Here is a 19073-nt window from a genome sequence, read left to right on the forward strand (position 1 = left end):
CCCCGGCCCGGCCTGCGGTACCCGGCCCGATCCCCGTGCAGCGATCGCACCACGGCGGGGCCGGCCGGGGCAAGCGAACCGGGGCCGCGCGTGAAGTTCTCCACGCGGGCGCAACCCGAACGGACGACAACGCGTCTTACCTGCGGGTTCCCCCTGTCGGGTGACGATTGCCGGGCAATGTCTGACTCGTTGCAGAACCCGCAGAGCGGTGAGCTACCCTTCCCGGGCTCCGGCCGCAGGAAGAGGCGCGAAAAGAAGAGACCTCGGTCACTTCGGCCGTCGGGCACAAACGAGGGCCCTGGAACGTTGACCAGCGGCACGGCGGACTCACGGGCGCATCCGCGAGTCCGGGTAAACGACTACACAAGCTGATCGCAGGGGTGAGGGACACATGGCTACCGACTACGACGCTCCGCGCCGCAGCGAAGCCGACGAGCTGGCCGAAGACTCGTTGGAGGAGCTCAAGGCCCGGCGGAACGAGAACCAGTCCGGAGTCGTCGACGTCGACGAGGACGCGACCGCCGAGAACTTCGAGCTGCCGGGTGCCGACCTTTCCGGGCTTTCCGGTGAGGACATGACCGTGAAGGTGGTGCCGAAGCAGGCGGACGAGTTCACCTGCTCCGTGTGCTTCCTGGTGCACCACCGCAGCCGGCTGGCCGAGGACAACGGCGGACGCCTGATCTGCCGCGACTGCGCCTGACCGCGCAGAGGGGTTCTCGGACACAGGGGACGAACAGACGCCGCGGAGAGCCTCGAGGGAACGGGGGAGGCTCGAAGGGCGCTGGGGACAAGGGGGCCGGCCGGCAGGCCGGCCCCCTTCCCATGTCTTGCGGGGCCGGAGCCGGGGTCAAGCACTTTTGAGCAGCTCGGCGACGCGCTCGGGGTGCCGGGTGCTGAACAGCCAGTACGGCGTCGGGTCGTCCGCGTCGGTGAGGCGGACGCGCACGACCGGGCCGACCCAGCCGCGGTGCAGCACGTAGGCCGCGGGGTCGCCGTCGCGTCCGAGGGCCTTGCGCTTGGCGTCCTTGTCGAAGATCTCCACTTCGCCCGCGAAGCGCAGCGGCAGGTGCGCGTCGCCGACCCACAGTTCCGGCTCGTCACCGCCGGTGATCCGGACCTTCGACCGGCCCAGCGACAGCAGCAGCGCCACGACGACCGGCAACGCGATCACGTACGGCAGCCACGCCCGGATCCCCGGGTACCCGAGGTCGATCTCGGCCGCCAGCAGGGCCGCGCCCAGCACCGGCAGCGGCCAGCCCCACCACGGGACGTACAGCCGTTCGGAGTGCCGGACCGAGGCGTTCGCGGCCGTCTTCGCTGATTCACCCACGGGTAGAGAGTAATCTCGCCGCCCGTGTCCAGCGTTCAGGTACTCCTCTCCCGGCTCGATCCGGATGTCCCGCTGCCCGCCTACGCCCGACCGGGCGACGCGGGCGCCGATCTCGTCACCACCTCGGATATCGTGCTCGGACCCGGGGAACGCGGCGTCGTCGGCACCGGCGTCGCGATCGCCCTCCCACCCGGGTACGCGGGGTTCGTCCACCCGCGGTCCGGCCTGGCCGCCCGGGTCGGCCTCTCGGTGGTGAACACCCCGGGCACCATCGACGCGGGCTACCGCGGGGAGATCAAGATCTGCCTGATCAACCACGACCCGGTGCAGCCGGTACGGCTGACGCGCGGCGACCGCATCGCCCAGCTGGTCGTGCAGCGGGTCGAGCACGCGGAGTTCGTCGAGGTCGCGGAGCTCGGTGCCACCGAGCGGGGCGACGGAGGCTACGGCTCCACGGGTGGACACGCCACACTGGGAGCACCGGCGCTCGCCGCGAGCGCCGGCACGGGGGAAGGAACGGAGAAGTAGTGGGGATTTTCGGACGCAAGCGGCGGACCGAGGGCGAGTCCGCCGGACGGCACGCCGCGCCCGAGGCCGGCGACACGATCGGGGACGAGGCGTACGAAGACGAGGACGGGGCGGAGCTGTCGGACGTCTCCGACGGCCCGTACGACGTCGCGGACTTCTCCGACGACGGCATCCCGCGGATCGACCTCGGCTCGGTGAAGGTGCCGGTGCCCGACGGTTCCCAGGTCCAGGTCGAGATGGACCCGGAGGCCGGGGGCGTGCGCGCCGTGCACGTCGTCACCGAGCAAGGCCAGATCACGGTCAGCGCGTACGCCGCGCCGCGCTCGGGCGGGCTGTGGCGGGAGGTCAGCGCCGAACTGGCCGACCAGCTGCGGGCCGACGGCGCCAAGGTCAACCTGGGCCGCGGCGTCTGGGGCCTGGAGATTTCGGCCATCATCGGCGACGTCGCCCTGCGCTTCGTCGGCGTGGACCGCCCCCGCTGGATGCTGCGCGGCGTCATCGCCGGGCCGCAGTCGGAGGCCGCGGCCGCCGTCGAGGTGCTGCGCGAGATCGTGCGGCGGACCATCGTCGACCGCGGTGACGCCCCCATGCCGGTCCGGACCCCGCTGACCATCACGCTGCCGGAGGCGGTCGCGGAGCACATCGCGGCCCAGCAGGAGCAAGGCTGAACTCGCCCGAAAAGCCGTGAATGCCACATCCAGGGCCTTGACGTCCCTCGGTGTGGCATTCACGGCTTTTGTGCCGCTCTCAGGAACGCGAGGACCGTCGCCCGGCCGAGGGACTCGCGGTCGGCGCCGAGCGCCGTGAGCGTCGTCTCGCCGAGGGCCGCGCGGGGGAGGGCGCTCGCCCACTCCGACGCGACTTCCGCCGGGTGCACCGGGTCGTCGGTGCACGTGCCGATCCCGGCCGGGACGGCCAGCGCCGCCAGTTCGGCGCGGGTCGGCGCCGGGCGGCCCGCCGCGACGCGCAGGCCGTCGGCCAGCCCGCCGCCGTGCCGTCGCCACGCGCGGTCCAGTTCCGCCCGGAGCCAGTCCGGGCTGCCGGCGGTCTGCGCCAAGGCCGCGTCGACCCCGGAACCGGCCACCAGATCCGCCGTCAGCGTCGCGGCGTGCGACGCGGGTGCGGAGTCCGGGACGCCGTTCCAGGCCGGGAGCGCGGCCAGCAGGCCCCCGCAACGGCCCGGATTGCGCACCGCCCACTCCGCGGCCAGGTGGGCACCGAACGAAATGCCGCCTACGAGCAGTTCGCCGTGTTCGTCCGCCAGCGCGTCCAGCGTCGCCAGGTAGCCCTCGGCGAGCGCCGCCCCGGGCGGCGGCGGTGGCGCGATGAGCGGGACACCGAGGGCGCGCAGCGGCCCGGCGAAGACGGCCCGGACGAACACCTCGTCCGAGCCGGTGCCGGGCAGCAGCACCGCGGCGGGAACTTCGATTGCGGACGTCACGTTGCGATCTTTGCGCAAAGGCGTTTCCCTGGCGGGGACCGCAGTACGCTGGAATCGCACGGGCCGCGAACACTTTGTCGGGGGCCCCGGAGCACAGGAGCACCTATGTCCGCCAAAGACGGCGGCTACTTCAGCCGGTTGGTACGCAAGCTGACCAGCGACGTCGAGGAACTCGACGCCGACGAGATGTCGATGAGGTCGGGCGCCGAGGGGGCGCAGCGGGCCTGCGACTGCCGCTCGGGCGAAGAGGCCACCGTGATGGGGCGGCTCCGCAGCGTCGAGCTCTGCCCGACCAACGAGGCCGCCACGCTGGAGGCCGAGCTGTTCGACGGAACACAGGGCGTGACGCTAATCTGGCTCGGCCGCCGCCGGATCCCGGGCATCGAGCCTGGCCGGACGATCAAGGTGCGCGGCCGGATGGCCGAGCGTGACGGCCAGAAGGTGCTGTACAACCCCTATTACGAGCTCCAGAGCCCAGTGAGTTGATCACCCATCGTGACTGAACCCGCCCCGAGCGAGAAGAAGACCGACGGCGATGAGCCGCAGCCGACCCTGCTCGAGCAGATGGGCGGCGTGTCCGGCCTGATCTACTCGTCGGTGCCGGTGCTCGTCTTCGTGCTGGCGAACTCGTTCTTCGGCCTGACCGCGGCCATCTGGACCTCGATCGGCAGCGCGGTGGCCATCACCGTGCTGCGGGTGGTCCGCAAGGAGCCGCTGCAGCCGGCGATCTCCGGCTTCTTCGGCGTTGCGATCGCGGCGTTCATCGCCTACCGCACCGGGTCCGCGAAGGGTTTCTTCCTCTTCGGGATCTACGCGAGCCTGGTCTACTGCGCCATCTTCGTGCTGTCGGTGCTGGTGCGCCGGCCGATCGCCGGCGTGGTCTGGAACATGCTCAACGGCACCGGCCAGGCCTGGCGCAAGGACAAGCCGTCCCGCTACGGCTACGACGTCGCCACGCTGGCCATGGCGCTCATCTTCGCCGCCCGGTTCGTCGTGCAGCGGTGGCTCTACCAGGAGGACTACACCGGCTGGCTGGCCTTCGCGAAGATCGCCATGGGCTACCCGCTGTACGCGCTGGGCCTGCTGGTGGTCGTGTGGGCGGTCCGGCGGTCGGACAAGCGCCTCAAGGCCCTCGCCGAGACCGAGCCGGCGCCGGAGACCGACGCGGAGGTCGAAGCGCGGCTGCGCGAGAAGTACGCGGCTCCCGAAGCCTGAATCCCCGGGAAAGGCCCCCTGACGCTCGTCAGGGGGCCTTTCCCGTGGGCTCAGTACCCCAGCGCCGTCCGGATCTCCGGCTCGACGTCCGCGGTCGCCACGAACAGCAGCTCGTCGCCCGGCTCCAGCGGGTCCTCCGGCTGCGGCACGATCACGCGGTCGCCGCGCAGGATGGTCACCAGGGCCGCGTCACGGGGCAGCGCCAGCTCACTCACCGGCTTGCCCGCCAGGGGCGTCTCCGCCGGCAGGGTGAGCTCGACGAGGTTCGCGTTGCTCTGCCGGAACGTCATCAGCCGGACCAGGTCGCCGACGCTGACCGCCTCCTCGACCATCGCCGCGAGCATCCGGGGGGTCGACACCGCGACGTCGACGCCCCACGCGTCGGTGAACAGCCACTCGTTGGCCGGGTTGTTCACCCGCGCCACCACGCGCCGCACCGCGAACTCCGTCTTGGCCAGCAGCGACACCACGAGGTTCGCCTTGTCGTCGCCGGTGGCGGCGATGACGACGTCGCACTGCTCGATCCCGGACTCCTCCAGGATCGACACCTCGCAGGCGTCGCCGAGCACCCAGTCGGCCTGGTCGACGGCGTGCGGCTCGAACTGGTCGGCCTCGCGCTCGATGAGCATCACCTGGTGCCTGCCGTCGATCAGCTCGGCGGCGATGGAGCGGCCGACCGCCCCGGCGCCGGCAATCGCGACCCTCATGCCTCGTCCTCCGGTTCGCGGTTGGCCACGCTGCTGACGTCCGTGACGGTGCCGGAGCGCGCGGCCACCCACACCACGTCGTCGGCCTGCAGCACGGTCTTGGTGTCGGGCAGCACCGCGGTGCCGAAGCGCATGATGAACGCCACCCGCGCGCCGGTCGCCTCCTGCAGGGACCGCACCGAGTGCCCGACCCAGCCCTCGTGCAACGGCAGCGGCAGCAGCGCGACGTTGCCCGACGGGTCCCGCCACGCCGACGCGACGCCCTCCGGCAGGAGGCTGCGCAGGAACCGGTCGGTGGTCCACGGCACGGTCGCCACCGTCGGGATGCCCAGCCGCTCGTACACGGCCGCGCGCTTGTGGTCGTAGATCCGCGCGACGACGTGCTCGATGCCGAAGTTCTCGCGGGCGACCCTGGCCGAGATGATGTTGGAGTTGTCCCCGCTGGACACCGCCGCGAACGCGCCGGCCCGCTCGATGCCGGCCTCGATCAGCACCCGGCGGTCGAACCCGACCCCGATGACCTGCTGGCCGTGGAAGTCGCTGCCGAGCCGGCGGAACGCCTGCTGGTTCTTGTCGATGACGGCCACCTCGTGGCCGAGCCGCTCCAGCGCAGCGGCCAGGGACGCGCCGACCCGGCCGCATCCCATGATCACCACGTGCACGCCCTGCCTCCTGCCCGGCCGGTTCACCCGCCCGTACCTACCCCGACATACCAGCGCCGAACCTACCGTGCGGGCACACCGTCAGCTCCACCGTCCTCCCCGCCACCGCCCTCAACGGAGGAGCTTCGCTCCGCAGTACCCTCCGGTGGTGTCGAAGTTGCCGACCGTGCTGAAACGCCTGGTCCTCGGACGTCCGTTCCGCAGTGACCGGCTTGCTCACACGCTCCTCCCCAAGCGCATCGCGCTGCCGATCTTCGCGTCGGACGCGCTCTCGAGCGTGGCCTACGCCCCGGAAGAGATCTTCCTGACGCTGAGCGTCGCGGGTCTGTCCGCCTACGCGCTGGCGCCGTGGATCGGCATCATGGTCGCCCTGGTCATGCTCGTCGTCGTCGCGTCCTACCGCCAGAACGTGCACGCCTACCCGAGCGGCGGCGGTGACTACGAGGTCGCCAACACCAACCTCGGCGGCCGGTTCGGCCTCACCGTGGCGAGCGCGCTGCTCGTCGACTACGTGCTCACCGTCGCAGTGTCCACTTCGTCCGGTGTGGCCAACATCGGGTCGGCGGTGCCGTGGGTCGCGCAGCACAAGGTGCTCGCCTCGATCGTCATCGTCGTCGTGCTGACGTCCCTGAACCTCCGGGGCATCCGCGAGTCGGGGAAGGCCTTCGCGATCCCGACCTACGGGTTCATCCTGGGCATCATGATCATGGTCGTCTGGGGACTGGTCCAGGCGGCCACCGGCACCGAGATGAAGGCCGAGAGCGCGGGGTTCACGCTGAGCTCCGAGGGCACCTTCGCGGGCGTCGCGTACGCGTTCCTGGTGTTGCGGGCGTTTTCGTCCGGGGCGGCGGCGCTGACCGGGGTCGAGGCGATCAGCAACGGCGTCCCGGCGTTCCAGAAACCCAAGTCGAAGAACGCGGCGACCACGCTGCTGATGATGGGCCTGCTCGCGGTGACCATGCTGGTCGGCATCATCACCCTGGCCTCGATCACCGACGTCAAGTTCGCCGAGGACCCGGCGGAGCAGCTCGCCGGAGCGCCCCCCGGCTACGAGCAGAAGACGATCGTCGCGCAGATCGCCCACGCGGTGTTCGCCGACTTCCCGCCGGCGTTCTACTACATCTCCTTCTCCACCGGCATCATCCTGCTGCTGGCCGCGAACACCGCGTTCAACGGCTTCCCGGTGCTGGGCTCGATCCTGGCGCAGGACCGCTACCTGCCGCGGCAGCTGCACACGCGCGGCGACCGGCTGGCGTTCTCCAACGGGATCCTGTTCCTGTCCGCGTTCGCGCTGGTGCTGATCATCGCCTTCGACGCCGAGGTCACCCGGCTCATCCAGCTCTACATCGTGGGCGTGTTCGTGTCGTTCACGGTGAGCCAGGCCGGCATGATCCGGCACTGGAACCGGTTGCTGGCCAAGGAAACCGACCCCGGCAAGCGGCGGCGGATGCGGCGCTCGCAGACGGTCAACGCGGTCGGCCTGACGATGACCGGCGTCGTGCTGGTGATCGTGCTCATCACCAAGTTCCTGCTCGGCGCGTGGATCGCGATCGCGGCGATGGTGGCGATCTTCGTGCTGATGACCGCGATCCGGAAGCACTACGACCGGGTCGCCGACGAGCTCAAGGACCTCGGCGACACCCCGACCGTGCTGCCGTCGCGCAACCACGCGATCGTGCTCGTGTCCAAACTGCACCGTCCGACGCTGCGGGCACTGGCCTACGCCAAGGCGATGCGCCCGGACGTCCTCGAAGCCGTGACGGTCAACGTGGACGACGCGGACACCCGCCGGTTGACCGCCGAGTGGGACGCGCACAATTTCAAGGTGCCGTTGAAAGTCGTCGAGTCGCCGTACCGCGAGATCACGAAACCCGTCCTCGACTACGTGAAGCGCGTGCGCGGTGACAACCCGCGCAACGTGGTCACGGTGTTCATCCCGGAGTACGTGGTCGGGCACTGGTGGGAGCAGGTGCTGCACAACCAGAGCGCGCTGCGGCTCAAGGGCCGCCTGCTGTTCCAGCCCGGCGTGATGGTCACGAGCGTGCCGTGGCAGCTGGAGTCGTCGGCGAAGGCGGCCGCGCGCGTCCGGAACGAATGGCCGGCCGCCGGTGACGTCCGGCGCGGGTTCACCCCCGGCGGGAAACGGCCCGACGTCCGCGCCGCGAAGCCGAAGGAGCCGGCCGAATGACGAGCTGGCTGGGCCGGGTCCTGGAGGTGGAGGTCGGTGCGGTGGCGCACGGCGGCCACTGCGTCGCGCGCGCGGAAGGCCGGGTCGTGTTCGTCCGGCACGCGCTGCCGGGCGAGCAGGTCCGCGTCGAGATCACCGAGGACAACGGCGGCTCGTTCTGCCGCGCCGACGCCGTCGAGGTGCTCGTCCCGTCCCCGCACCGGGTGCCGCCGCCGTGCCCGCTGGCCGTGCCCGGCGGCTGCGGCGGGTGCGACTGGCAGCACGCTTCGCCGGACTACCAGCGCGAGCTGAAAGCCGCGGTGGTGGCCGAGCAGCTGCAGCGGCTGGCCGGGATCGAGCGGGACGTCGTCGTGGAGGTCCTCGACGGCGGGCCGCTGGACTGGCGCAGCCGGGTCCGGCTGGTCGCCGGGCACGACGGGCGCGCCGGGCTGCGCGCCCACCACAGCCACCGGGTGGTGCCCCTGGCGGACTGCCCGATCGCCGTCCCCGGCGAGCTCGACGACGTCCTGGCGCGGCGCTGGCGGCCGGGCAGCGAGCTGGAGGTCACCCAGGACGGCGACGGCGGGGTGCACGTGCGGGAGCTGTCGACGGTGCGCGGGAAGGTGCGGGCGCGGCAGCTGACGGGCGGGATCGCGGTCCAGCACGCGGCGGGCCGCGACTGGCAGCTGGACGCGCACGGTTTCTGGCAGGTCCACCCGGCGGCGGCGTCGACGCTGGCCGCGGTCGTGGGGGAGTGGGCGGAGGCACCGGCGGGCGGGTCGGCCTGGGACCTCTACGCCGGGGTCGGGCTGTTCGCGTCGGTGCTGGCGGGCCAGGTCGGTGCGGCGGGCCGGGTGCTGGCGGTCGAGTCCGGCCGGCGCGCGGTCGCCGACGGCGAGCGCAACCTCGCGGACCTGCCGCAGGTTTCGTGGCGCGCCGGGCGCGTGGAGCACGTCCTGGAGTCGGCGCCCAAGCCGGTCGACGTCGTGGTGCTGGACCCGCCCCGCAAGGGCGCGGGCAAGGCGGTCGTGGAGTCGATCGTGGCGGGTGCCCCGGACCGGATCGTGTACGTGGCCTGCGACCCGGCGGCGCTGGCGCGCGACGTGGCGACCTTCGCGTCCCACGGGTATTCGTTGACGGCCCTGCGGGCGTTCGACGCGTTCCCGATGACGCACCACGTGGAGTGCGTGGCGCTGCTGTCCTGAATTGTCGGTGGTGGTCGGCACACTTCGTGCCGTGACTCATCTCGGCGATTTCGACCTGGCCGCTTCGGCCGTGACCGACCTGGTCGCGGCGATCGGTCCTGGTCAGTGGACGCTCCCGACGGCGTGCGCGGACTGGGACGTGCGCGCGGTGGTGAACCACCTGGCGCACGGCAACGCGAAGGTGGCGTTCTGGGCGGGCACGGGCCCACCGGCCCCGGACGGCGACCACCTGGGTGCCGCGCCGGCGGAGGCGTTCGCCGCCTCGGTGGCGGCGGCGCGGGAGGTGCTGGCCGCACCGGGCCTGTTCGCCCGGACGGTGACGACCCCGCTGGGCGAGGTGCCGGGCGTGTTCCTGGTGCACATGCGCGTGAACGAGTACGTGGTGCACGGCTGGGACATCGCGGACGCGACCGGGCAGCCGACGGACCTGCTGCCGGACCTGGCGACGCAGGCGCTGACGCAGTGGCGGTCCCGGTTCGGATCGGCGCCGCGGCAACCGGGCGGGCCGTTCGGACCGGAGGTGCCAGCCCCGCCGGAAGCGACGGCGGCCGACCGGCTGGCGGCCTTCCTGGGGCGGAAGGCGGTGAACGGCTGAGGAAGGGCGGCGGGCGGTGCAAGCCGCGCCGGGGGACCGGGGCGCGCCGACCTTCCACGGCTGAGGAGGGGTGGCGGGCGGTGCTTTGCGGTCCGCTCGGGGCCGAGCCGGAGCACGGCCAAGCTCGGGGTGCGCTCAGCCGCCGAACCAGTGCTGCGGCGCCGGCCGCAGGTTCTGGTAGATGTGCTTGACCTCGGTGTACTCGGCCAGCCCGGTCGGGCCCAGCTCGCGGCCGAACCCGGACTGCTTGTACCCGCCCCACTCGGCCTGCGGCAGGTACGGGTGGAAGTCGTTGATCCACACCGTGCCGTGGCGCAGCCGGCCGGCGACGCGCTGAGCGCGCCCCGCGTCCTGCGTGAACACCGCGCCGGCCAGGCCGTAGTGCGTGTCGTTGGCGATGCGGACCGCGTCGTCCTCGTCGGTGAACGTCTCGACCGTCAGCACCGGGCCGAACGACTCCTCCACCACCGCCGAGGAGCCCTGTTTCACCTGGTCGAGGATGGTCGGCAGGTAGTAGAAGCCGTCCTGCAGCGCCGGGTCGTCCGGACGGCGGCCGCCCGTCCGCAGCACCGCGCCCTCGGCCAGTGCGGCAGCCACGTAGGCCTCGATCTTCTCCCGGTGCGCCGCCGAGATCAGCGGCCCGGTCTCCGCGTGGGAGTCGAACGGCCCGCCCAGCCGGATCCGCTCGGCCCGGCGCACCAGCTCGGCCACGAACTCGTCGTGCCACTCCCGCTGCACGATCAGCCGCGCGCCCGCCGAGCACACCTGCCCGGAGTGCAGGAACACCGCCGTCAGCGCGTAGTCGACCGCCGTCTCGAAGTCGGCGTCGGCGAACACCACGTTCGGGTTCTTCCCGCCCAGCTCCAGGGCCACCTTCTTGACCGTGGCGGCCGCCGCCGCGGCGATCACCTTCCCGGTCGCCAGCCCGCCGGTGAACGACACCAGGTCGACGTCCGGGTGCGAAGCCAGCGGCGCGCCGGCCTCGGCGCCCGCGCCGAGCACCAGGTTCCCCACGCCCGGCGGCAGGCCCGCCTCGGTGAGCAGCTTGAGGAACAGGATCGACGTGTGCGGGGTCAGCTCGCTGGGCTTGAGCACGAACGTGTTGCCCGCGGCCAGCGCCGGTGCGATCTTCCACACGGTCTGCAGCAGCGGGTAGTTCCACGGCGTGATCAGCCCGCAGACGCCGACCGGCTCGTGCACGATCCGGCTGAACGCGTCCGGGTTGCCGGTGTCGACGACGCGCCCGGCGTCCTGCGCCGCGAGCTTGCCGAAGTAGCGCAGGCAGGCGGCGATGTCGGCCATGTCGTAACGGCTCTCGACCAGGCGCTTGCCGGTGTCGAGCGACTCGGCGCGGGCGAACGCCTCCGCGTCGCGATCCAGCAGGTCGGCGGTCCGCAGCAGCAGGTCGCCGCGCAGGTGGGCGGGGGTGCCGGGCCACGGGCCGGTGTCGAACGCCCGGCGCGCCGCCGCGATGGCGGCCTCGGTGTCCTTGGCGCTGCCTTCGGCGACCGTCGCGACCAGCGAGCCGTCGGCCGGGCAGCGGATCTCCCGCCGCGCGCCGTCCACCGCGTCCACCCATTCGCCCCCGATGAAGAAATCCGCCATGCCGTCCATTCTCGGGGCCACGCCGCGTGACCGCCACAGCGCCGCGGGGAGACGAGGTTCACCCCGCGTGATGACCTGCGGTCGCACTCCGGCTGTGACCCCGGCCGCGGCGGGCGGTGGTGCCCTGGCGGGTCTCCGTAGACTGGCCGGAACCGAGCGAGTGAGGTGGAGACGAGTGACGATGCTGGAGTCCGTGAGCGGACCGGCGGACCTGAAGCGCATGAGTGTCGAGGACCTCGGCGAACTGGCCGCCGAGATCCGGGACTTCCTCGTCGACAAGGTCCGCCGGGCGGGCGGCCACCTGGGGCCGAACCTCGGCGTCGTCGAGCTCACCCTGGCGCTGCACCGCGTGTTCGACTCGCCCCGCGACGCGATCGTGTGGGACGTCGGTCACCAGGCGTACGTGCACAAGCTCGTCACCGGCCGCGCGGCCGGGTTCGACCTGCTGCGCCAGACCGGCGGGGTCACCGGTTACCCGTCGCGGGCGGAGAGCGAGCACGACTGGGTGGAGAGCAGCCACGCGTCGTCCGGTCTGTCCTATGTGGACGGCTTGGCGAAGGCGTTCGAGCTGGCCGGGGGCGGGCGGCACGCGATCGCCGTCGTCGGCGACGGCGCGCTCACCGGCGGCATGTGCTGGGAAGCGCTCAACAACATCGCCGCGCACAAGGACCGCCCGGTCGTCATCGTGATCAACGACAACGGCCGCTCGTACTCGCCGACCATCGGCGGCCTGGCCGACCACCTCGCGGCGCTGCGCCTGCAGCCCGGCTACGAACGGCTCCTCGACGGCGGCCGCGAGATCCTCAAGCACACCCCGGTCGTCGGCAGGCCGATCTACGCCGCGCTGCACGCTGCGAAGGCCGGCCTGAAGGACGCGCTGAGCCCGCAGGCGATGTTCTCCGACCTCGGCCTGAAGTACCTCGGCCCGGTCGACGGCCACGACCTCGCCGCGCTGGAGAAGGCGTTCCAGAGCGCCCGCAGCTTCGGCGGCGCGGTGATCGTGCACGTGGTCACCGAGAAGGGCCACGGCTACGCGCCCGCGGTGAACAACCAGCACGACCAGATGCACCAGACCGACCCGATCGACCCGGAGACCGGCCTGCCGCCGGTGAAGGGCCCGAGCTGGACCGGCGTGTTCGGCGACGAGCTGGCGAAGATCGGCGCCGAGCGTGCCGACGTCGTCGCGATCACCGCGGCGATGCTCCGCTCGACCGGCCTGGACAAGTTCGCCGAAGCGTTCCCGGACCGCTGGTACGACGTCGGCATCGCCGAGCAGCACGCGGTCACCTCGGCCGCGGGCCTGGCCATGGGCGGGCTGCACCCGGTGGTGGCGATCTACTCGACGTTCCTCAACCGTGCGTTCGACCAGGTGCTGATGGACGTCGCGCTGCACCGCCTGCCGGTGACGCTGGTGCTCGACCGGGCCGGCATCACCGGGCCGGACGGGCCGAGCCACCACGGCATGTGGGACCTTTCGCTGCTCGGCATGGTGCCGGGGATGCGGGTGGCCGCGCCGCGCGACCCGGCCACGCTGCGCGAAGAGCTGCGCGAGGCCGTCGCGGTGGCCGACGGGCCGACCGCGCTGCGGTTCTCGAAGGGCAAGGTCGGCACGGACGTGACCGCCGTCGAGCGGATCGGCACGGTCGACGTGCTGCGCCGCCCGGCCGAGGGCGCCGACGTGCTGCTGGTGACGGTCGGCGCGTTCGCGACCCTGGGGCTGGCGGCCGCGGACCGGCTGGCCGACCAGGGCATCGGCGTGACGGTGGTCGACCCGCGCTGGGTGCTGCCGGTGCCGGCCGAGCTGGTCGCGCTGGCGGCGCAGCACAAGCTGGTGGTGACGGTGGAGGACAGCGGCCGCCACGGCGGCTTCGGTTCGGCGCTGGCGACGCTCTTCCGCGACGCGGAGTGCGACGTCCCCCTGCGCGACCTGGCGGTACCGCAGTCGTTCCACGACCACGGCAGCCGCGACGAGGTGCTGGGGCGGATCGGCCTGACGGCCCAGGACGTGGCCCGCCGGGTGACGGAGTGGGCCTCGGGCCGCCTGGGCTCCCCCGCGGAGCAGACGGAGAAGAGCGCCGACCGCAGCTGAGCGGTTCCCGGCTCAAGCGCCCAAGGTGGCCTTCGGTGCGTCAGACGCACCGAGGGCCACCTTGGCTGATCCAACGCCACCAAGGCCGCATTGGGGCGTTCGGGGACCTCGCTACGCGAACCTCGTCATCACGTGCTTGACGCGGGTGTACTCGGCGAAGGCGTACGCCGAGAGGTCCTTGCCGTGGCCGGAGTGGCCGAACCCGCCGTGCGGCATCTCGGCCACCAGCGGCCCGTGCGTGTTGACCCACACGCAGCCGAAGTCCAGTTCCGCCGAGACCCGGGCGGCCACGGCGAGGTCGTTCGTCCACACCGAGGACGCCAGCCCGTACGGCACGCCGTTGGCCAGCGCCACGGCCTCGGCTTCGGCACCGAAAGACTGGACGGTCAGCACCGGCCCGAAGATCTCCTCCTGGACGATCTCGTCGTCCTGGCGCAGCCCCGAAACCACCGTGGGGGCGAAGAAGAACCCCCGCGAGCCGAAGCGCGTGCCACCCGTTTCGACGTGGGCGTGCGGTGGCAGCCGGTCGATCAGGCCCTGGACCCGCGCGAACTGCGCCGCGCTGTTCAACGGCCCGTAGTCGACGCCCGGCGTCTGCGCCGCGGCGACCTTCGTCAGCTCCGCGACGAAGGCGTCGTGGATCGAGGCGTGCACCAGCACCCGGCTGCCCGCGGTGCAGTCCTGCCCCGCGTTGTAGAACGCGGCGCCCACGATGCCCTCCGCCGTCGCGGCGAGGCCTGCGTCGGGGAAGACCAGCAGCGGCGCGTTGCCACCCAGTTCCAGGTGGGTGCGCTTGAGGTCGGCCGCCGCCACGGTGGCGACGTCGATGCCCGCCCGCGTCGATCCGGTGATCGAGACCAGGTCGGTGCGCGGGTGCCGCACCAGGGCGCGGCCGGTCTCGCGGTCGCCGCACAGCACGGTGAACGCGCCTTCCGGCAGGAACTCCGCCGCGACGCGGGCCAGCAGCACCGCCGTCGACGGCGTCGTCTCCGCCGGCTTGAGCACCACGGTGTTGCCCGCGGCCAGCGCGGGCGCGATCTTCCAGACCGCCATCATCAGCGGGTAGTTCCACGGCGCGATCTGCGCGCAGACGCCGACGGGCTCGCGGCGGACGACCGACGTGTGGCCCGGCGCGTACTCCCCGGCCGCGGTGCCCTCCAGCTGCCGCGCGGCCCCGGCGAAGAACCGCAGGGCGCTCACGCACTCCGGGATCTCTTCGTCCAGCACGACGGACCGGATCTTGCCGGTCTCGCGCACCTCGAGGTCGGCGAACTCCGCGGCCCGCGCCTCCAGCGCGTCGGCGATCTTCAGCAGCGCGAGCTGCCGCTGGGCCGGGGTGCTGCGCCGCCACACCGCGAACGCCTGCGCGGCCGAGGCCAGCGCAGTGTCCACATCAGACTCGGTGGCGACCGTGCTGGTGCCGAAGACCTCGCCGGTCGCCGGGTCGGTCAGGTCGAGCGTGCGGGTCATGCCTGCTCCAGGTGGGTCGGCGCGAACAGCTTCAGCAAGGCGGGAAGAACGACGACGGACGGCCCCGGCGTGCGCAGCGCCTCGGCCAGGTCCGCGCCCACGGTGTCCGAAGAGGACAAGGTGGCGGGCACTCCGAAGGACGAAGCCAAGGCCACGAAGTCGGGCCGGGTCAGCTCGGTGGCCGTCGTGTGGCCGAAGGCGCCGGTGAGGTACTCGCGCAGGACGCCGTACCCGCCGTCGTCGACGATCAGCCACGTGACGTCGAGGCCGTGCTGCACCGCGGTCGCCAGCTCGGCGATGCCGTACATCGCGCCGCCGTCGCCGGACACGGCGAGCGTGGGACCACCGGAGACGGCGCCGCCGAGCGCGCCCGGCAGCCCGTAGCCCAGCCCGCCCGCGCCCTGCGCGGTGTGGATCGGCGCGCCCTCGGGGTTCCACGCCGACCAGGCCCAGTACGCGGCGATCGTCATGTCCCAGAACGTCTGCGTGCCTTCGGGCAGCGCCGCGCGGATGTCGTCGATCAGCTTCCGCTCGACAGCCAGGTCCTGACCGTCCAATCGCGATTCGACCCGCGCGAGGAGTCCGGCAACCGCCTTTTCGGCACGGCCGTCGGACGCCCGCATCGGCACCCACTCCAGCAGGGCCTGCAGCGTGAGCCGCACGTCGGCATGGATGCCCAGGCCGGGGTAGTTCGACTCCAGCTTCCCGAGGTCGGCCTCGACCTGGAGCACCCGGCCGCGCGGGGCGAACTCGCGGTAGTTGCTGGACAGTTCGCCGAGGCCGGAGCCGAGTACGAGCAGCACATCGGCGGCGGCGAGGAACTCCGTGGTGTGCCAGTCCTCCAGCCACGACCGCCCGGACAGCTCGTGGTCCCACGGGAAGACACCCTTGCCGCCGAAGGTCGAGATCACCGGCGCGCGCAAGGCTTCGGCCAAGGCGAGCAGCTCGGCGTGCGCGCCGGCCCGCAACGCCCCGCCCCCGGCGAGGATCACCGGGTTCTTCGCCGCCGCCAGCAGCTCGGCGGCCGAAGTGACCAGTTCCGGCAGCGGTTCCAGGGGCGGGGGAGCGGCCGTCACCGACGTGATCGGCGGAATCCCGGCTGGGCCGAGCAGCACGTCCTGCGGGATCTCGACCCACACCGGGCCGTACGGCGCGGTCGCCGCCGACGTCCAAGCCTCGCGCAGTGCCGTCGGAAGCTGGCTCGCGCGGCGCACGACGTGCACCGACTTCACGACATCGCGGAAGCTCGCCTGCTGGTCGGGCAGTTCGTGCAGGTAGCCGTGCCGCCCGCCGCCGAGGCCGTCCACCGGGACCTGGCTCGAGATCCCGAGCACCGGCACCGAAGCGGCCCGGGATTCCTGCAGCGAAGCCAGCGTGAGCAAGGCACCCGGGCCGGTGGAGACGACCAGGGGCGTCACCGGCACCGGGCCGTCCGGGTCCGCCGCGAGCCGCGCGCGGGCGTGCCCGTCGGCGGCGAAGGCGAGGTTGTTCTCCACGCGCCCGCTGATCACCCGGACGTCGCCGGCGCGCCGCAGGGCTTCGAACAGGCCCAGCGCGTGCTGGCCCGGCAGGCCGAACACCGTGTCGGCGCCCAGCGCCCGCAGGGTCTCGACGACGACGTCGCCGCCGATGCGCTCCGAATCCGTCATGCGCCCTTCCCCAGGGTCAGCAGGCTCACCAGGTCGTAGGCGACGTGGGAGGCCGCGATCGCGGTGATCTCGGCGTGGTCGTAGGCCGGGGCGAGCTCGACGACGTCCGCGCCGACCAGGTTGAGGTCCCGCAGCCCGCGCAGGATTTCCAGGAGCTCACGGCTGGTCAGCCCGCCCGCCTCGGGGGTGCCGGTGCCGGGCGCGTGGGCCGGGTCGAGCACGTCGATGTCGACCGAGACGTACAGCGGCCGGTCGCCGATGCGCTGCCGCAGCGCGTCGACGGTTTCGGCGACCCCGCGGCGCATGACGTCGCCCGAGGTGACGATGCCGAAGCCGAGGCGGCGGTCCTCTTCGAGGTCCCGCTTGCCGTACAGCGGCCCGCGCGTGCCGACGTGCGACAGCGCGCTCGTGTCGAGGATCCCTTCCTCCGACGCCCGGCGGAACGGGGTGCCGTGGGTGTACGGCTCGCCGAAGTAGGTGTCCCAGGTGTCGAGGTGGGCGTCGAAGTGCAGCAGCGCCACGGGTCCGTGCTTCTTCGCCGCGGCCCGCAGCAGCGGCAACGCGATGGTGTGGTCGCCGCCGACGGTCACCAGCCGCGTCCCGTCGGCTTGCAGCGCTTCGGCTTCCTGCTGCAGCGTCTCGATCGCTTCGCCGATGTCGAACGGGTTGACGGCGATGTCACCGGCGTCGACGACCTGCCGCTCGGCGAACGGCGAGACGTCCAGCTCCGGGTGGTACGGCCGCAGCAGCCGGCTCGCCTCGCGGACGGCCGCCGGGCCGAACCGCGCGCCGGGCCGGTAGGACACCCCGGAGTCGAAGGGCACTCCGACGACGGCGACGTCGGCGCGCTCGACCTGGTCGATCCGCGGCAGCCGCGCGAAGGTCGCGAAGCCGGCGAACCGGGGGACGCGTGACGAATCGAGGGGTCCGATGTTAGGCACTGCTGGGCTCCTGTTCCCGGGGCGAGATGGGCGTTTCTTCCCCGCTCAGGCGGCGGGTCCAGACGGAAAGGACGGAATCCGGCGTGCGGGGCGTGGCGAGGCTGACCGCCAGGTACACGACCAGGCTCACGCCGAGGCCCCAGTAGATCGGGGTGTTGGCTTCGACGCCGTCGATGATCATGAAGGCGATCACGGACACCGTGCCGGCGACCATCGACGCGTACGCGCCCTGCCGGGTGCCACGCTTCCAGGACAACGCGCCGACGATCGCCACCAGCAGGCCGCCGACCAGGATGTCGTAGGCGATGGTGAGCGCGTCGACGACGTCGTCGACGACCATCGCGATGCCGATCGCGAGCAGCCCGAGCACCAGCGTCGCGACCCGGTTGCGGCTGACCTCGCCCCCCTTCTTCAGGCCGAGCTTGGTCAGCAGGTCCGACGTCGTGGTGGTGGCGCAGGCGATCAGCGCGCCGCTCGCCGTCGACATCATCGCCGAGAGCGCGGCGGCCAGCACCAGGCCGCGGACGCCGGTCGGCAGCAGCCGCTCGACGATGGTCGCGAAGGCGTCCTGCGCGCTGGCGATGTCCGGGTACAGGGCGTGCGCCGCGGTGCCGATCAGGGCCCCGGCCAGGCCGTAGACCAGGCAGTAGACCCCGGAGGTGAGGCCGCCGGACGTGGCGATCGCGGGCGTGCGGGCGGTGAACACGCGCTGCCAGATGTCCTGGCCGATCAGCAGGCCGAAGGTGTAGATGACGAAGTAGGTGATGATCGTGTCCGTGCCGATCGAGGTGAAGCTGAAGAAGCTCGCGTCGAGCTTCTCGCTCATGCCGGAGAAGCCGCCGGCCGAGCTGATCGCGACCGGCAGCAGGATGGCCAGGATGCCGATGGTCTTGATGACGAACTGGGCGATGTCGGTGAGCGTGATCGACCACATGCCGCCGAGCACCGAGTAGAGCACCACGATCGCGCCGCCGATCGCGATCCCGGCCCAGTTCGGCAGGTCGAACAGCACCTTGAAGATGGTCGCGAACGCCAGCGTCGAGGTCACCGTCAGCATCAGGGTGTAACCCCACATCACGACGCCGGACACCGCGCTGGTGCGGCCGCCGTAGCGCAGGTCGAGCATCTCGCCGACGGTGTAGACCTTCAGCCGCACCAGCCGCCGCGCGAACAGCGCGTGCAGCACGAGGATGCCGACGCCGATGCTCACGACCAGCCACATGCCGGAAAGGCCGTAGGTGTAGCCGAGCTTGACGCCGCCGACCGTGGACGCGCCGCCGAGGACGACGGCCGACATCGTGCCGGAGTACATGAACCAGCCCAGCCGCCGTCCGGCGACGAGGTAGTCGGACTTCGTCTTCGCGAGCCGCAGGCCGTACCAGCCGACCCCGAGCATGCCCGCGATGTACAGCGCGATCACCGCGTAGTCGCCGGTCACGGTGTCCTCCTCACGTCGTTTCGGGCCACCG

18 protein-coding genes are annotated in these 19073 nt (G+C 72.2%); 9 read left to right on the forward strand and 9 right to left on the reverse strand.

Annotated features, from left to right (window positions below):
- The first annotated feature begins 391 nt into the window (after positions 1–391).
- Positions 392–700 carry a DUF4193 domain-containing protein gene (locus tag AB0M80_RS22080; protein WP_013224476.1) on the forward strand — a complete coding sequence of 103 codons (309 nt, stop codon included), beginning with the start codon at positions 392–394 and terminating at the stop codon, positions 698–700.
- A 147-nt stretch (positions 701–847) separates the two neighbouring features.
- Here AB0M80_RS22080 and AB0M80_RS22085 read toward each other — a convergent pair whose 3' ends face one another.
- Positions 848–1330, reverse strand: coding sequence for a DUF3093 domain-containing protein (locus AB0M80_RS22085; RefSeq protein WP_364567782.1), 483 nt, complete (start codon positions 1328–1330; stop codon positions 848–850).
- Between the two features lie 24 nt (positions 1331–1354).
- Here AB0M80_RS22085 and dut point away from each other — a divergent pair, with 24 nt between their 5' ends.
- A complete protein-coding gene (dut, locus tag AB0M80_RS22090; protein ID WP_364567785.1) occupies positions 1355–1858 on the forward strand; it encodes a dUTP diphosphatase in 504 nt (167 codons plus the stop codon).
- Entirely contained in the window at positions 1858–2526 is a 669-nt protein-coding gene (locus AB0M80_RS22095) for a DUF3710 domain-containing protein (RefSeq protein ID WP_364567788.1), read from the forward strand. Before dut ends, AB0M80_RS22095 begins: the two co-directional genes overlap by 1 nt.
- Before the next feature lie 59 nt (positions 2527–2585).
- On the opposite strand, the gene AB0M80_RS22100 is transcribed toward AB0M80_RS22095, so the two are convergent.
- The gene (locus AB0M80_RS22100; RefSeq protein ID WP_364568551.1) at positions 2586–3269 is read right to left on the reverse strand and encodes an alpha/beta hydrolase; all 684 of its coding nucleotides are present in this window, start codon (positions 3267–3269) and stop codon (positions 2586–2588) included.
- A 135-nt stretch (positions 3270–3404) separates the two neighbouring features.
- On the opposite strand from AB0M80_RS22100, the gene AB0M80_RS22105 reads away from it, so the two are divergent.
- Together AB0M80_RS22105 and AB0M80_RS22110 are read left to right on the forward strand one after the other, a co-directional pair.
- Positions 3405–3785 (forward strand): OB-fold nucleic acid binding domain-containing protein, encoded by a 381-nt coding sequence (locus AB0M80_RS22105; RefSeq protein ID WP_364567791.1) that lies wholly within the window; start codon positions 3405–3407, stop codon positions 3783–3785.
- 9 nt (positions 3786–3794) lie between these two features.
- Positions 3795–4514 carry a DUF3159 domain-containing protein gene (locus tag AB0M80_RS22110; protein ID WP_364567793.1) on the forward strand — a complete coding sequence of 240 codons (720 nt, stop codon included), beginning with the start codon at positions 3795–3797 and terminating at the stop codon, positions 4512–4514.
- Between the two features lie 50 nt (positions 4515–4564).
- Here the strand turns inward: AB0M80_RS22110 and AB0M80_RS22115 are convergent, their stop codons facing one another.
- Both AB0M80_RS22115 and AB0M80_RS22120 read right to left on the reverse strand, forming a co-directional pair.
- Positions 4565–5221 (reverse strand): TrkA family potassium uptake protein, encoded by a 657-nt coding sequence (locus AB0M80_RS22115; protein ID WP_364567796.1) that lies wholly within the window; start codon positions 5219–5221, stop codon positions 4565–4567.
- Positions 5218–5910, reverse strand: a complete 693-nt coding sequence (locus AB0M80_RS22120; protein WP_364567798.1) for a TrkA family potassium uptake protein — start codon at positions 5908–5910, stop codon at positions 5218–5220. Before AB0M80_RS22120 ends, AB0M80_RS22115 begins: the two co-directional genes overlap by 4 nt.
- A 121-nt stretch (positions 5911–6031) precedes the next feature.
- Here AB0M80_RS22120 and AB0M80_RS22125 point away from each other — a divergent pair, with 121 nt between their 5' ends.
- From AB0M80_RS22125 to AB0M80_RS22135, 3 genes are read left to right on the forward strand one after another with little or no spacing between them, the layout of a single operon-like run.
- On the forward strand, positions 6032–8071 hold the full coding sequence (locus AB0M80_RS22125) for an APC family permease (protein WP_364567800.1): 2040 nt from the start codon (positions 6032–6034) through the stop codon (positions 8069–8071).
- Positions 8068–9255, forward strand: coding sequence for a class I SAM-dependent RNA methyltransferase (locus tag AB0M80_RS22130; RefSeq protein WP_364567803.1), 1188 nt, complete (start codon positions 8068–8070; stop codon positions 9253–9255). The genes AB0M80_RS22125 and AB0M80_RS22130 overlap by 4 nt, the downstream gene beginning before the upstream one ends.
- Positions 9256–9286: 31 nt before the next feature.
- Positions 9287–9850 (forward strand): TIGR03086 family metal-binding protein, encoded by a 564-nt coding sequence (locus AB0M80_RS22135; protein WP_364567806.1) that lies wholly within the window; start codon positions 9287–9289, stop codon positions 9848–9850.
- Positions 9851–9985: 135 nt separating this feature from the next.
- Here AB0M80_RS22135 and AB0M80_RS22140 read toward each other — a convergent pair whose 3' ends face one another.
- Positions 9986–11455 carry an aldehyde dehydrogenase family protein gene (locus AB0M80_RS22140; protein WP_364567809.1) on the reverse strand — a complete coding sequence of 490 codons (1470 nt, stop codon included), beginning with the start codon at positions 11453–11455 and terminating at the stop codon, positions 9986–9988.
- A 175-nt stretch (positions 11456–11630) separates the two neighbouring features.
- Here AB0M80_RS22140 and dxs point away from each other — a divergent pair, with 175 nt between their 5' ends.
- A complete protein-coding gene (dxs, locus tag AB0M80_RS22145; protein ID WP_364567811.1) occupies positions 11631–13544 on the forward strand; it encodes a 1-deoxy-D-xylulose-5-phosphate synthase in 1914 nt (637 codons plus the stop codon).
- A 111-nt stretch (positions 13545–13655) separates the two neighbouring features.
- Here dxs and AB0M80_RS22150 read toward each other — a convergent pair whose 3' ends face one another.
- Genes AB0M80_RS22150 through AB0M80_RS22165 form a run of 4 tightly spaced genes read right to left on the reverse strand, consistent with a single transcriptional unit; the run spans position 13656 to position 19042 of the window.
- Positions 13656–15014 carry an aminobutyraldehyde dehydrogenase gene (locus tag AB0M80_RS22150; protein ID WP_364567813.1) on the reverse strand — a complete coding sequence of 453 codons (1359 nt, stop codon included), beginning with the start codon at positions 15012–15014 and terminating at the stop codon, positions 13656–13658.
- On the reverse strand, positions 15011–16663 hold the full coding sequence (locus AB0M80_RS22155; protein WP_364567815.1) for a thiamine pyrophosphate-binding protein: 1653 nt from the start codon (positions 16661–16663) through the stop codon (positions 15011–15013). Before AB0M80_RS22155 ends, AB0M80_RS22150 begins: the two co-directional genes overlap by 4 nt.
- Positions 16660–17604 carry an agmatinase gene (gene speB, locus AB0M80_RS22160; RefSeq protein WP_364567817.1) on the reverse strand — a complete coding sequence of 315 codons (945 nt, stop codon included), beginning with the start codon at positions 17602–17604 and terminating at the stop codon, positions 16660–16662. Before speB ends, AB0M80_RS22155 begins: the two co-directional genes overlap by 4 nt.
- Positions 17597–19042, reverse strand: coding sequence for a sodium:solute symporter (locus AB0M80_RS22165; protein ID WP_364567820.1), 1446 nt, complete (start codon positions 19040–19042; stop codon positions 17597–17599). Before AB0M80_RS22165 ends, speB begins: the two co-directional genes overlap by 8 nt.
- Between the last annotated feature and the right edge of the window lie 31 nt (positions 19043–19073).

Source organism: Amycolatopsis sp. NPDC051045, from assembly GCF_040682955.1.
In the GTDB taxonomy this organism is placed as follows: Bacteria; Actinomycetota; Actinomycetes; order Mycobacteriales; family Pseudonocardiaceae; genus Amycolatopsis.